Source organism: Idiomarina abyssalis (assembly GCF_900116625.1).
Classification (GTDB): Bacteria; Pseudomonadota; Gammaproteobacteria; order Enterobacterales; family Alteromonadaceae; genus Idiomarina; species Idiomarina abyssalis.
On sequence record NZ_FPBE01000001.1, the window covers coordinates 997051 to 1010444 of the forward strand.

The window sequence follows — 13394 nt, forward strand, 5'->3', positions numbered from 1 at the left end:
TTACTTCTTCTTCGTAGGCAACGGTACCAATGCCTCAGTTTTAGGCAGCGGCTGCTGTTGCTTACCAAGCGCTATGTAAACAAAGCAACACAAACCAATACCAATAACCAACGCACCAACCCACTGAATTTTTATAAACTGAACACTAAATAATACAGTCAATGACATCATCAAAAAGGCGTGTAAGGCCATATACTTTTGTTTGCCAAAACGCGCCACCGTCAAGTTTAGATTGTCGGAGTAAAGCCGGATTAAAGAGTCCAGCGAGTTGATCACGAAAACAATTCCAACAAACACCATCGCCAGATTAATGAATCCGGAAGTATCCAGTCCTTTTAAGTGGAATAAGTATAAAACACTAAACCAGAGACCAATGGACAATGACGGCCATATCAGCATGGCTAAGAACAGCCAGATGGTGCGCATGTTACCAACAAAGCGCGCAGTGAACTGACCAATCATAATGCTCCAGGCAAACCACCAGAACAGGTAAAACGCATGGTAATCATTAATCGGCAGAACAAACCGGTGTAGATGTTCAAAGTAGTCGGTCAATAAGGGTAAGGTACTAAAATAATCAGGCGCAGAAACATTGTCAGACAGTAAGGCGATACTGCCGAGCCCAAGAATTAACGCAAAGAACAGCCCACCAGATGACAAGCTAAGAATCTTAACAAACTTAAGCTCGGTACTTGAGTACACCGCAAATAAAATGGTGCCGCCGACAATCAGCGCATAGTACCAGGGGAAGCCTTCGCTGACCGCAATACTGGGTAGATACCAGCTTAAGTTGGCAAATAACAAATGCGCGGTAAAAGCACAGGTGCCAATTATCACGATGTTATTAATCCACTTAACCCAGGTAATCTCAAAGAATTTTACTTTGGGTTCAATTGCACAGAAATAAAAACAAGTGACAAAGTAAATGGCCCAGACCAGAAAACCCCAGAAGCCAAACTCAATAGCCAAAGGGTTGGCAAAAGCGTACTCGCTGTTTTCTTTTATATCGGCGTAAACCGGGAACTCTGTCAGCGGAAACATGATGAGCCCCACATCCAGACCCGAGGTAAACAAAATGGCAATGAATGTCAGAGTAGACACTGGGTAGCGACCGTTAAGTTTCAGCCGCCCCCAGCGCATAACAATAAAGACCACCATGGCCATGAAAAACAGCATGCCAATACTGACAAGAGTTAACATGACGTGCTCCGCTTGGCCTCACCACTGCGCTGACGCTGTTGCCATTGCGGGTCTTTATAAACATCAACTTCAGCTCTCGGCAAGTTCTGATGCTTGATGATATCAGCCGCTCGCTCCGCGACCATGATGGTTGGCGCGTTCAGGTTGCCGTTTGGAATCGTTGGGAAAACCGACGAGTCAATAACTCTAAGTCCTTGCAAGCCCCGCACACGCATTTGTGAGTCAATCACTGCCATGTCATCATCTTCGGCACCCATACGACAACTGCCGCAGGGGTGATAAGCACTTTCTACGGCATCACGCACGAAAGCATCTATCTGCTCATCGGTCACAATGTCTTTTCCGGGCTGTATTTCCTGGCCGCGGTATTCATCCATTGCCGGTTGAGCAATAATCTCGCGGGATAATCTTACGCAGGCTCGGAATGCTTCAATGTCGTCCTGGTGCTGCAAATAATTGAATTGAATCTGAGGCGAGGTAAAAGGGTCCGAGCTTTTCACTTTAACCCAACCACGGCTTTTAGGTTTATTGTGCCCAATGTGCAACTGAAAACCATGCCCTTCAAAAGCAGATTTACCATCGTAGCGAATGGCTGCCGGCAGAAAATGATATTGCAGATCCGGCCACTCAACACCTTCTTTCGAGCGAATAAAACCGCAGGACTCAAAATGATTCGTTGCGCCCAAGCCGGTTTTGAATAAAATCCAGCGTACACCAATAGCCAACTTGCTCAGAGGTCCTAGCTTACTGTTCAGCGTCAGCGGCTTTTTGCATTGATACTGAAAATAAAACTCCAGATGGTCCTGCAAGTTTTCCCCGACACCAGGCAGCTCATGCTGAGTTTCAATGCCTGCTGCAGATAAAGTCTCGTTGTTACCAATACCCGATAGCTGCAGAATATGCGGAGAACCAATGGAACCTGCACTTAAAAGCACTTCTTTATTCACAAAAAAGCGAGCAGTGTTGTTCTTCTCATAAAGCTCGACGCCAATAGCCCGCTTGTCTTCCAGCAGCACTTTACTGACCTGAACCCCGGTTTTTATTGCCAGGTTAGGTCTGCTCATAGCTGGCCTTAAATACGCATTAGCAGCGGACCAGCGCACACCATTTTTCACGGTCATATGCATGGCACCAAAACCTTCTTGCTGAAAACCGTTATAATCATTGGTTTCCATATAGCCGGCATTTACTCCGGCTTTAATAAAGGCTTTGTACAACGGGTTTTGCATGTTGTTTCCGTTATTCACCGCCAAAGGGCCACCTTTCGAACGGTATTCATCGGCACCAAAAGCCCAGTCTTCTGCCTTTTTAAAATACGGCAGGCAATTCTGGTAGTCCCAGCCTTCAGCACCATGCTCTTGCCACTCATCAAAGTCCCGCGCATGACCGCGAACATAAACCATGCCGTTAATCGACGAGGAACCACCAAGAACCTTGCCCCGGGGGCAATGCATTTCGCGATTATTCAGGTAAGGCTCAGGTTCCGAATGGAACTGCCAGGCGTACTTTTTCGTATTCATCGGAATCGACAGCGCGGTTGGCATCTGAATAAAAATGCTTTTGTCTGAGCCGCCAGTCTCTAATAACAATACCGAGACATCCGGATCTTCTGTTAACCGATTGGCCAGCACACAGCCGGCCGAACCCGCCCCCACAATGATGTAATCGAATTTCTCATTCACTGTCATTAGAATGGACCTTCCAGCTTATCCATTCCGACATAAATTGATTTTGTCTGAGTATAAGACTTAAGTGCTTCCACACCGTTTTCACGACCAATACCCGATTGCTTGTAACCACCTACCGGCATCTCTACCGGCGAATTAGCATAGGCATTAATCCAGCAAATACCGGCTTCCAGCTGAGCGATGACACGATGAGCTCTGCGCAAGTCCTGACAGAAAATACCAGCTGCCAGTCCGTAATCGGTATTGTTAGCTCGTTGAATGACCTCTTCTTCCGTTTCAAAGGTCAGAACGGACATCACCGGACCAAAAATCTCCTCGCGCGTAATGCGCATGTCGTCCGTGCAGTCAGTAAAAATAGTGGGGCCAATAAAATAGCCATTCTCACAGCCCGCAGGCGTTAATCTTTCGCCACCAAATGCCAGAGTAGCGCCCTGCTCTTTGCCAAGCTCAATATAAGCCATGACCTTATGCAGGTGATTTTCAGAAATTAGCGCGCCCAGGTTGGTTTCAGGCTCCATAGGATCGCCGACTACGATATTGTTCTTGGTGCGTTCTAATAAACGCTCCATAAAAGTGTCGTAACAGTCTTTGTGCACGAAGACCCGAGTGCCATTGGTACAGACCTCGCCCTGGGTGTAAAAGTTGCCCATCATGGCACCAGTTACCGCTTCATCAATGTCAGCATCGTCAAAGACAATCAGCGGTGATTTACCGCCCAGTTCCATGGTCACATTCTTCAGGGTACCTGCCGCCGCGGCCATTACCTTTTTGCCCGTGCCTACTTCACCTGTCAGCGACACTTTCGCAATTGACGGATGCTGAACCAGATAATTACCGACAACACCATCGCCATGCACCACGTTAAATACGCCTTCCGGTACGCCTGCTTCGATAAATATTTCTGCCAACATCGCCGCGCCACGAGGTGTCTCTTCGGACGGCTTGAAAATCATACTATTACCTGCAGCAAGGGCCGCAGCCGCTTTCCAGCAAGCAATTTGCAACGGGTAGTTCCAGGCGCCAATACCAAAACAGACACCTAAAGGCTCGTGCCGTGTGTAAAAGAAGTCGTTACCGACACTTTGTTGCTCGCCCATCATTGACGGGCATAAATTACCAAAATACTCGATAGCATCCGATCCAGTCTGAACATCAACTTCAACAGCTTCCTGCCAGGGCTTACCGGTATCCAGCACTTCAAGCTTTGCCAACTCGTCATTGCGCTCTCGTAGAATCGTCGCTGCACGTTGTAATACTCGGGCTCGCTCAATTGCAGGGGTTTGTGACCAAACCTCAAACCCTCTTTGAGCACTTTCCACCGCGTCTTCCAACAGCGACTCTCCTGCCGACTCTACGGTGTAAATCACTTTCCCGGTACCTGGGTTGATCACGTCAAAGTATTCATGGTTACTGTCGTCGACGTAACGCCCATGAATAAAGTTTTTAAGTAATGTAGAGGACAACGATAACTCCCTTATAATTTGGCAATGGTTTAACTGACACCGTGCTGTTCCAGCACACCATTAATGTATTTTTTGCAGTATTTTTTTGCCTGACTGAACTTCTCTTCATTTGCCCGGCTTAATGCACAGCGCAACCAAAAACCATCAATTAACGCGGCCGTCACTTCCGCTGCCTCACGCGCACTTTCGGGATTCAGTAGTTGCTTGAAACTGTAACGCAAATTACTCACAAGCCGGCGCTTATTCAGCTCCTGTAAGCGATATAAGTCAGCGTCATGCATTGACTGCCCCCAAAAGCTTAACCAGGTTTTTGTGCTTGAATCTGCCTGTTGCACATCAGAAAAGTTCAAATCAACAATTTTCATCAAGCGGTCATACGGATTATCCGGTGACTGCTCCATTTTGAGCTGAGAAAGCAAATACCGCACAGAGGCCTCAATTAGCGCCTGCTTACCGCCAAAATAATGGCTGATGATACCGGACGACATCCCCGCCCTGCGCGAAATCAAGTTTATGGTTGCTCCTCGTAAGCCTACGTCAGCAACCACATCGATGGTGGCATCGATTAACTGCTGACGCCGCATTGATTCCATTCCTACTTTTGGCATAGCTTTCTCACATGGTTTAATTTTTATTCGTAAGGTTCCAGCGTTGACAGCCTGAAGCGATGCTCGTTAACTACATCACCTGCTTCATCGTAAAGTCCAAGAGTCACAACCGGATCGTCTTTTTCCCAGTCAACGTCCAGCGCACCATAATTTACCTTATTGATAAACTGACCGATGCGGTGTTTATTGGGGCTAACGTCTTTCCACTCCTGAGTCAGTCCTGATGACGTAACTTCCCATAGTGGGTAGTCTAAATCTTCGTCGTAGTAACTGATTTCACCCCAGTGGGTGTCGCCGCTTATCAAGATAACACCATTAACCTTATGTTTTTTAATAAGATTAAACAAACGTTGGCGGTCAGAGGGGAAATTCGCCCACGACTCCCAACCAGTAAAATCAGCTAAAAGCTGTAAGCTGGAGCCAATGACTTTAATACGCGCCGGCTTTTGTAACTGTTCTTCCAGCCACTGCCATTGTTTTTCGCCAATCATACTGGCGTTAGGGTCGCTGTGAACTTTATAAGGCCCCATGTTTTTCGGTTTGCGTTCGTTTGCATACTCTTCACGCGTCACGTGGGCAATATCATCCCGGTTCCAACGCAAATCGGGCAAAATTACGTGAATGCTTTCTTCGCCCTCACCGTAGGTGTATGAGGTGTAAATACCATCTTCACGAGTGCGACGCGGAGAGCTCTCCGGCTCACCCCAAAAGTCGAGCATGATATCTCTTGACGCTTCTTTTTTAGGGTAATCCTTGCCGGCGTCGTTCGCACCGTAGTCATGATCATCCCAAATAGCGATGAGCTCTGCTTGCTCTTTTAGTTCTTTAAAACCCGGCTTAGAGCCCAGTTTTTCATATTTATTCTGCAACACTGACATGTCTTCGGTGTCGCCATAGACATTGTCCCCAAGAAACACAAAAACTTCGGGGTCGTCTTCAATAATGCTGTTAAAAATGGGAATGTCTTTGTCCTGATGCGAACATGAACCAAATAAAATCCGGCCGGGTGCATCAGCAAAAACAGAACCACTCAGTAATAATGTGGATAGTGCTAATAGTTTATACATGTGTATTGATTACCTTGTTGTTGCTTGCTACTAAAGCAACCACATGCGGCGTTAACCGCATGTGGTTCGGGGTAGTTTTAAAATACAAACTTAGCATTTAGTGCTGCCGTGCGTGGCGCACCAATCCAACCTGCCCCCGGAGCAATAGTACCCAGGTAGTCTTCATCAAAGACATTGTTGATAGTGAAGCTCAGTTCTAGACTGTCAATTGCACCATCATTGTTGGAGTAAAGCGTCTTACCTATATACAGGTCACTCACAACATAAGAGTCGCTTTCCTGAGTGTTCGCCTGGTCTAAGAAACGCTCACCAACATACTTGGTGCTAAAACCGGCATAGAAGTCTTCTTTGGTATAATCGAAGCTAACAACGGCCATGTCCTGAGCACTGCCCAATACCGTATTGCCGCGGAACGCTTCATCAGTATAGGTTGAGTCATTTTTTGTGTAAGACACATAAACACCCAAGTTATCACTGATGTTGTAATCCAACGATGCCTCAACACCATTTGACTCAATACCACCTGTATTAACATAACCGCCGGCAGCCGCTTCTAAGAAGTCGATACCGTCAACGTCTTCGTTACTAACAAAGGTAATACGGTTTTCAAAGCTAATGTCATAGTAAGTTAAGCTCGCATTGAAACCCGGTGTTGAATAACGTAAACCTAAGTCAATATTGTCTGCCGTTTCCGGTTCAACCTGGCTTACATCCGTATCATCACGCTCTAGTACAGCATCTTTAACGGCTGCAAAGTTTTCAGCATAACCACCGAACACTTCCATTCCGTTAACCGGCAGAGGCGCAACAAAACCAGCTGACAATAAAGCATCCGAGTCCGACGATACACTCAGGTTGTTGTCAGGGTTAAACTGATCTTCTTTTGAAACCTCAACATCAAACTTCTTCGCACCCAGACGGAATTTCGCAAATCCGGCATCAATCTCGTCTTCAATGTAGTACATCAAAGTTTCGACCGGGAATTCACGGCTGTACTGAACCCAGTAAGGGTTACTTTCAGGACGCGGGCTCGCTGCTGCATCAATGGTTTTATGCCAGTCACGGTACTCATCACGCTGGTAATCTTCGTACCAGAAACCACCACGCAAGGTGTTTGCCATACCGGCAATTGTGGTATCCCATACAAAATCACCATTGACGCCGTAGCGTTGCTTTTCGTAGTGAGTATGGCGATGCGAACTGACCGGCATAGCGCCTTGCTCATAGCAACCAGGGTCTACTTCGGCTCCGCCACCGCCATAAGGGTAGCCAATTGAGCTCTCGCAGCCTGCTTCAGGTGATAATGACTGGCCGTCGCGGTTAACAAAATAGATAAAACCTTGTGAAGAACCGCCGTAAGCTGTGGTTGAAGGGTCCAGTTCCGAGTGAGGGTTTCCTGCACCGTCGTCGGTAACATCAGCGATGTAATATGGAATCCACTTACCAGCACCTTCGTTTTCGTGATAGTAAACGTTAGTGCTGACATCCACTTCACCCAGCATGAAGTCGGCTTTTAGGTAACCAAACAAGTTTTCACGTTCAGTTACCCAACCTTCACGCCATGCTTGGTCTTGATAAGGAATGCCTGTCCAGTCTTCAGTCAGGCCGTCCCATTCAGAGTTCTGTTCATACTGTGCTAAACCATAAACTCGTTGATAGGTATATTCCTGAGCGTCGTCGTAACTCACGTAACCCGTTAAATCTACGTCACCAACACGACTGATAATTTTACCTTCAGCATGGTCACGCGTATTGGTTACCGAACCATCCATGTAGTCATCGTTTTGTTGGCTCGAAAGAGAGAACCACGCGTATGTGTCTTTAGCAATTTCGCCAGTATCGTAACGTGCATACAATTTTTGTGCGTTATGCTCGCCAATCGTGGTGCTAACGGTAAACTGTTCTTCGTACGCAGGACGAATAGTCGTAAAGTTCAAGGTACCGCCCAAAGCTTCGTTTGAACGAGAACTAATGTCAGCTGTACCCTGAGAAACTTCCGTGCCACGTAAGTTTTCAGTGTCAATGTAACGGCTGGCTTTAGTACCACCACCGTAGTTTGAGTTGCCGTTAGAAATACCATCTACAGTCATACCAATTTGCTGAGATTCTAAATCTAACTGGAAACCGCGAATTGAGATGCTGGTTGACCATTCATCAGAGCCGAACGGGTCACCTTCGTTTACCAAAACGCCAGGTAAGTTATCAACCATTGCCAAAGCGCTGGTCATAGACGTTTGTTGCTTTTTCATTTCTGCAGAAGCGGCGTTATTCGCATAAGAAACACTGCGGCCAGTAACCACAATGGCTTCCATTTGTTCTTTTTCTTCTTCTGCTTGCTGATCTTGAGTGTCTTGCGCCATTGCTGGCAGGGAGGTAGCAGATAATGCTGATAGTACAGATAGTGCGATTAAGCTTTGCTTCATAGGCACATAAGTTTTCATAAAAGTTCCTGTTTCTTGTGTTGTAGTGAAGTTCCTTAATGTATGGGGCTAATGTGACAACGGCGTTAAGGTTAATTGATCATTCAATTAAAATAAAACTTAGTTAATTGACCGTTCAATTAAAATAAATGCAATATAAATTAGATATTTTTCATCTAAACTCTGCGTTAACTTGCTTTAGAAACTAAGGTAGGCTGTGTTTAAAAGACGGTTGCGGAGGCTTTAATGAAAACAGTCGGCATTATTGGTGGCATGAGCTGGGAATCAACCAGCACTTATTATAAGCGTTTGAACCAGCTAATAAATAAGCGCCTGGGAGGCTTGCACAGTGCTGAAATTCTTCTGGCCAGCCTCGACTTTGCGCCTATTGAAGAGATGCAAAGTAAGGGTGACTGGGATGCAGCTACACAAGCTCTTATTGCCAAAGCCCGGCAGTTGGAAAAAGCGGGTGCTGAAAGTATTGTTATAGCAACAAATACGATGCACAAAGTGGCTCCACAGATTGAAGATGCCGTTAAACTGCCTTTATTGCACATTGTCGACGCCGTGGCGGAGCACCTTAAACAAAACAACGTTAACCAGGTTGGGTTGCTGGGTACACGCTTCACCATGCAGCAACCGTTTTATAGAGAGCGCCTTGAACAACAAAACATTAAGGTACTGATACCCGGTGAAAGTGACGGCAATACAGTCGACAACATTATTTTTAAAGAACTGTGCCATGGCCAATTTACTGATAGCGCGCGCAAACAGTACCTAAGAATTATTGAAGATCTGGCAGCGCAAGGCGCACAAGGCGTTATTTTAGGCTGCACTGAAATTGGTCTGCTGGTTCAACAAGAACATTCTGCCCTGCCATTGTTCGATACCACCGAACTTCATTGCCGCGCCATTGCAGACTGGATGCTAGATTAAAAAGCAGGAAGACCATGACCGATATAACAATCAACTTTTCTCGTTTCTATGACAGAGCCTGCCAGCGTAAAGGTGGCGAAAGTGCGATGCTTGCACGCCTGCCTAAAGTATCGTCCGTAACCCAATTAGAACAACTCGAAGACCGGGAGGTACTTGCTACTATTACCCGCTGTATTTTTCGGGCGGGCTTTGTCTGGCGAATTATTGAGGCGAAATGGCCGGGTTTTGAGGAAGCTTTTAAAGGTTTTGTTCCGCTTTACTGGCAACAGGTGCCGCCAGAAGTACTAGAAGAACTGTCAAAAGATGAACGTATTGTTCGCAACCAGCAAAAAATAAATACCGTTCCAGCCAACGCCCGTATGATTGTTGAAGTATCCGAAGAGTACGGCAGCTTTGGTAAGTTCTTAGCGCAGTGGCCATCAAACCGGCAAGCAGAATTGCTGCACTACCTTAAAAAGAACGGATCTCGGCTGGGCGGCGTTACTCCACAATACGTTCTGCGCGAGCTTGGCTGGGACGGTTTTATTATGTCCAATGACGTTGTCACCGCATTAACCAATTACAAGTTAATAGATGCCTCCCCCACCAGCCAAAAAGGTCTGAAACAGGCACAAAGCGCGTTTAACCACTGGCACGAACAAACCCAACTGCCCTATAGCCATTTGTCACGAATTTTGTCTTACTGCGTTGGAGATTAGGCATCAGTTAATCTACATGAAGGTTAAATATAAGCAAATTGAAGTACTTAGTTATTAAAGGTATATTGCCCGCTTTTCTCAAACAAGGAGAGATTTATGAGAAAAGCTGTTGTTGCATTGTTAATGCTGAGCTTACCGGGTGTTGTTTTAGCCGAATCCCCTAACTGGAATAAAGTTGATGCCTCTTATCTTGATACCGATGTTGGTGTTGACGGAGTTGTCGATGATCTTTCTTTTGATGGATTCAGAGTCGGCGGTTCAGCCGCTATCGACCCAGATATGGTTGTCTTAGATAACCTTTTTGTATTTGCAGATTTCGACTCTGTCTCGAATGACGACTCTAATTTCGATTTAGACATCGACTTTCTGTCAGCAGGTATAGGCTCGTACAAACACTTAACAAAAACAACGGATTTGTATGCGACAGTGTCTTTTGAACATGTTGAGAGCGAGGCTTCAGCTTTTGGACTTTCGGAGTCGGGCTCCGACAAAACATGGGGTGTAGGCATTGGATTTCGCTCTATGCTGACGCCAAACGTTGAAATCGATACGAAACTTGATTACGTTGCGTTTGACGAAGAACTTATTCGCTTTAACCTTTCAGCTTTCTATCATGTTACAAAAAACTTCTCTTTCGGTCTTGGTTATGAAACCCATAGAGAAACTCAGGACTTTGATATTGATAGTCTAAGCGCAACCGTTCGTTATTCATTTTAATTCACTAAAGCTAGCCCCGTCCCTGCTGTCTAAACTGCAGCAGGGCCAAGTACGCCCTGGAAAAATTCTCGTCTATCGCCTATAAATAAGTGGCACAGAGTTGCACGACTAACTTTTACTACAAGTCACTTTTTCAAAGAACCTTGAGGATTTCGATGAGCTCAACTAAAAACACTCTGATACTCGGTATTTCACTGATCATCAGCTTCGCCATTATTGCTGTGATTGGCTCAAATGCAGCACTTGAGCATAAGTCGATGGAACGCACTGTTACTGTAAAAGGACTGTCAGAGCGTGAGTACCTTGCTGACACCGTTATCTGGCCCATTCAATTTACAACTGCCAGTAATGATTTAACCGCTATTTATCAAACCATTGAAGAATCCAATCAGAAGGTCATTGAGTTTCTGCAAAGCAAAGGAATTAACCGGGATGAAATTTCCTCGTCAGCGCCTTCTATCACGGATAAATCGGCACGAAGTTACGGTTCTTCACAGCCTGCAGAGTTTCGCTATACAGCCACAAAAGCTATTACGGTCTATTCCGAGAACGTTGAGCAGGTTCGTGGTGTTATGAGTCTTCTTGGCGAGCTGGGTAAAGAAGGTATTGTCTTTACTACCGATAGCTATCAGGCCCAACCGGACTATTTATTTACGCGCTTAAACGAAGTAAAACCTGAAATGATAGAAGAAGCGACCAAAAAAGCGCGGGAGGTAGCCGAAAAGTTTGCCTTAGACTCTAACTCTGAACTGGGCAAAATAAAGCAGGCTCGACAGGGGCAGTTTAGTATCAGTGCACGCGACCGTCATAACCCTCACCTGAAAAAAGTACGGGTAGTATCCACCATAGAATATTACTTGTCCGATTAAGCTATTACTTTCACAATGTGACTCAATTTACGCCACAAGGGCCGGATAATGAAAAGAACCTTACAGTATTTGTTTAAAGGGTTAGCTATTTTACTGCCCATTGTCGTGACTTTTGCCTTATTACAATGGCTGTTAGTCACAATAGAGACCTGGCTGAAGCCAATTTGGACAACGTTACTCGGTGAGTCATCTTACTTCCCTGGTTTGGCTTTTATTAGCTTTTTAGCGATTGCACTTCTTATTGGTTTCAGCTCTCGTTGGAATTTTATTGATTCACTATGGCAACTACCCGGCAAACTGATGAATAGACTGCCTTTGTTGCGCAGCTTATACGGCACAATTAATGATGTGTTCGAGATGATGTCAGGTAAGAACTTTGCTGAAGAATCAGTTGTACTGGTTACCCTGCCCGGTAGTAACTTACGACTTATTGGCATTGTTACTAAAAAAAGTGGCATTAAAGGCGATCGCCTGTCCGAACTCATGAAAGAAGACCAGGTCGCCGTGTTCTTACCCATGAGTTATAACGTAGGCGGTTATATGGTGATTGTTCCGGGTGACTGCGTTGAGTCACTGACCATGAAACCAGCTGATGCCTTACAGTTAACCATCAGTGGCGGACTGGGTAAGAACCATTCGGGTAAAACCGACTAAAATTGCAGTTGAAATCATAGCGCGTACTGGTAAAGTTCGCGCTATGAAAATGACAGAACCCTGCCCTTGCGGCTTAGATAAAACCTATCAGGATTGTTGCTACGCTTACCATAGCGGAGAGGCAACAGCCCCGTCTCCGGAAGCACTTATGCGTTCGCGCTACAGTGCCTTTGTCGGCCGCCTGGCCAGTTATTTAGAAGCCACCTGGCACAGTAGCTCGCGCCCGCCGTTGCTCGACTTAAGTGACTCTCCAAATTGGCTTAAACTGCAGGTCATTTCATCCAGCGTTGACCAGAATAAAGGACAAGTTCATTTCCGGGCTTTTTATAAAGACGGCAATGACGTAGCTTTTATGGAAGAACAGTCTGACTTCGTGCAAGAAGATGGTAAATGGTTTTACCTGAATGGCCGTGTTAATAACGACTAGCTAAATGTCGACGATAGAACCGCCAACGCCTGGAATTTATTAAGTACCAACCACAAATAAACCAGCCAAATATAATGCCAGCCCGGCCGAAAGAAAACGCACCATGCTGTTCAATAAACATCCACAGAATTAATGTTGCATCGACAATAAGCGAGAGTAATAACAAGGGTTGGGCAAAACGCATTAATACATTGGCCCAGTTGCGCTCATCTTCACCAGCAAAGGTCGTTGCCAGCAGAACAATTAACGCCGGTAATCCGACCAGCAGCATCAGTCCAAATTGCTCCGAACTGGTATAAAAGAGTTTTAGCAGTCGGGTACGATCTTCAGCGAAAGTCAGAGAAATAATGGCGGCGACATAACCGCGCATTTCAAATAACAGCACCAGCAGGAGCGAGAGCGGTATACTCGCCCGGCCCTCTTTATCCAGGTATCGTGCCCTCTCTACCAATCGCTGCCCGGCGCTTGTCGCCTCGCTGCCAGATTTTTTCATGGAAATAGTAACCTACTGTATTCACTAAAGGTTCAATCAGAGCAATAGCACCACCAAGCACGACATCGCCTGTCATTAGCCAGACTACGCCAAAGGCGATGGTAAAATGCATGATACCAAATGATACTGTCTTTACTGCGTCTTTCATAACAAT

General features: G+C 45.8%; 14 protein-coding genes. 6 read left to right on the plus strand and 8 right to left on the minus strand.

Annotation, left to right across the window (positions count from 1 at the left end):
• The 6 genes from BM359_RS04905 to BM359_RS04930 all read right to left on the minus strand — a co-directional run bounded on the left by BM359_RS04905 (position 1) and on the right by BM359_RS04930 (position 8467).
• Entirely contained in the window at positions 1 to 1200 is a 1200-nt protein-coding gene (locus BM359_RS04905; RefSeq protein ID WP_074930779.1) for a BCCT family transporter, read from the minus strand.
• Positions 1194 to 2888, minus strand: coding sequence for a choline dehydrogenase (betA, locus tag BM359_RS04910; protein ID WP_054491288.1), 1695 nt, complete (start codon positions 2886 to 2888; stop codon positions 1194 to 1196). The genes BM359_RS04905 and betA overlap by 7 nt, the downstream gene beginning before the upstream one ends.
• Positions 2888 to 4351, minus strand: coding sequence for a betaine-aldehyde dehydrogenase (gene betB, locus BM359_RS04915; protein WP_082332173.1), 1464 nt, complete (start codon positions 4349 to 4351; stop codon positions 2888 to 2890). Before betB ends, betA begins: the two co-directional genes overlap by 1 nt.
• A gap of 29 nt (positions 4352 to 4380) precedes the next feature.
• Positions 4381 to 4959, minus strand: coding sequence for a transcriptional regulator BetI (betI, locus tag BM359_RS04920; RefSeq protein WP_034821844.1), 579 nt, complete (start codon positions 4957 to 4959; stop codon positions 4381 to 4383).
• Positions 4960 to 4982: 23 nt separating this feature from the next.
• On the minus strand, positions 4983 to 6026 hold the full coding sequence (locus tag BM359_RS04925) for an alkaline phosphatase D family protein (protein WP_054491290.1): 1044 nt from the start codon (positions 6024 to 6026) through the stop codon (positions 4983 to 4985).
• A gap of 77 nt (positions 6027 to 6103) precedes the next feature.
• Positions 6104 to 8467 (minus strand): TonB-dependent receptor domain-containing protein, encoded by a 2364-nt coding sequence (locus BM359_RS04930; protein WP_054491291.1) that lies wholly within the window; start codon positions 8465 to 8467, stop codon positions 6104 to 6106.
• A 225-nt stretch (positions 8468 to 8692) separates the two neighbouring features.
• On the opposite strand from BM359_RS04930, the gene BM359_RS04935 reads away from it, so the two are divergent.
• The 6 genes from BM359_RS04935 (at position 8693) to BM359_RS04960 (ending at position 12747) form a co-directional block, all read left to right on the plus strand.
• Positions 8693 to 9382: an aspartate/glutamate racemase family protein gene (locus BM359_RS04935; RefSeq protein ID WP_054491292.1), complete on the plus strand. Its 690-nt coding sequence runs from the start codon at positions 8693 to 8695 to the stop codon at positions 9380 to 9382.
• A 14-nt stretch (positions 9383 to 9396) separates the two neighbouring features.
• Complete coding sequence (locus BM359_RS04940) at positions 9397 to 10080, plus strand: DNA-3-methyladenine glycosylase I (protein ID WP_082332174.1); 684 nt, start codon at positions 9397 to 9399, stop codon at positions 10078 to 10080.
• 96 nt (positions 10081 to 10176) lie between these two features.
• Positions 10177 to 10797 carry an outer membrane beta-barrel protein gene (locus tag BM359_RS04945; RefSeq protein WP_054491293.1) on the plus strand — a complete coding sequence of 207 codons (621 nt, stop codon included), beginning with the start codon at positions 10177 to 10179 and terminating at the stop codon, positions 10795 to 10797.
• Positions 10798 to 10952: 155 nt separating this feature from the next.
• A complete protein-coding gene (locus BM359_RS04950; protein ID WP_054491294.1) occupies positions 10953 to 11666 on the plus strand; it encodes an SIMPL domain-containing protein in 714 nt (237 codons plus the stop codon).
• A 48-nt stretch (positions 11667 to 11714) separates the two neighbouring features.
• Positions 11715 to 12320: a DUF502 domain-containing protein gene (locus BM359_RS04955; RefSeq protein ID WP_054491295.1), complete on the plus strand. Its 606-nt coding sequence runs from the start codon at positions 11715 to 11717 to the stop codon at positions 12318 to 12320.
• A gap of 43 nt (positions 12321 to 12363) precedes the next feature.
• A complete protein-coding gene (locus BM359_RS04960) occupies positions 12364 to 12747 on the plus strand; it encodes a YchJ family protein (protein ID WP_074930781.1) in 384 nt (127 codons plus the stop codon).
• Here BM359_RS04960 and BM359_RS04965 read toward each other — a convergent pair.
• A complete protein-coding gene (locus tag BM359_RS04965; RefSeq protein WP_074930783.1) occupies positions 12734 to 13240 on the minus strand; it encodes a DUF2919 family protein in 507 nt (168 codons plus the stop codon). The genes BM359_RS04960 and BM359_RS04965 overlap by 14 nt on opposite strands.
• Entirely contained in the window at positions 13170 to 13388 is a 219-nt protein-coding gene (locus BM359_RS04970) for a DUF2061 domain-containing protein (RefSeq protein ID WP_034821866.1), read from the minus strand. The genes BM359_RS04965 and BM359_RS04970 overlap by 71 nt, the downstream gene beginning before the upstream one ends.
• Positions 13389 to 13394: the final 6 nt, after the last annotated feature.

Excerpts from the sequence above, each read along its gene's own strand:
- BM359_RS04935 (WP_054491292.1), top strand. The coding sequence starts at position 8,693 with ATGAAAACAGTCGGCATTATTGGTGGCATGAGCTGGGAATCAACCAGC.
- BM359_RS04945 (WP_054491293.1), top strand. The coding sequence starts at position 10,177 with ATGAGAAAAGCTGTTGTTGCATTGTTAATGCTGAGCTTACCGGGTGTT.
- BM359_RS04930 (WP_054491291.1), bottom strand. The coding sequence starts at position 8,467 with ATGAAAACTTATGTGCCTATGAAGCAAAGCTTAATCGCACTATCTGTA.
- BM359_RS04970 (WP_034821866.1), bottom strand. The coding sequence starts at position 13,388 with ATGAAAGACGCAGTAAAGACAGTATCATTTGGTATCATGCATTTTACC.
- BM359_RS04950 (WP_054491294.1), top strand. The coding sequence starts at position 10,953 with ATGAGCTCAACTAAAAACACTCTGATACTCGGTATTTCACTGATCATC.
- BM359_RS04925 (WP_054491290.1), bottom strand. The coding sequence starts at position 6,026 with ATGTATAAACTATTAGCACTATCCACATTATTACTGAGTGGTTCTGTT.
- BM359_RS04965 (WP_074930783.1), bottom strand. The coding sequence starts at position 13,240 with ATGAAAAAATCTGGCAGCGAGGCGACAAGCGCCGGGCAGCGATTGGTA.
- BM359_RS04940 (WP_082332174.1), top strand. The coding sequence starts at position 9,397 with ATGACCGATATAACAATCAACTTTTCTCGTTTCTATGACAGAGCCTGC.
- betI (WP_034821844.1), bottom strand. The coding sequence starts at position 4,959 with ATGCCAAAAGTAGGAATGGAATCAATGCGGCGTCAGCAGTTAATCGAT.
- BM359_RS04955 (WP_054491295.1), top strand. The coding sequence starts at position 11,715 with ATGAAAAGAACCTTACAGTATTTGTTTAAAGGGTTAGCTATTTTACTG.
- BM359_RS04960 (WP_074930781.1), top strand. The coding sequence starts at position 12,364 with ATGAAAATGACAGAACCCTGCCCTTGCGGCTTAGATAAAACCTATCAG.
- BM359_RS04905 (WP_074930779.1), bottom strand. The coding sequence starts at position 1,200 with ATGTTAACTCTTGTCAGTATTGGCATGCTGTTTTTCATGGCCATGGTG.
- betA (WP_054491288.1), bottom strand. The coding sequence starts at position 2,888 with ATGACAGTGAATGAGAAATTCGATTACATCATTGTGGGGGCGGGTTCG.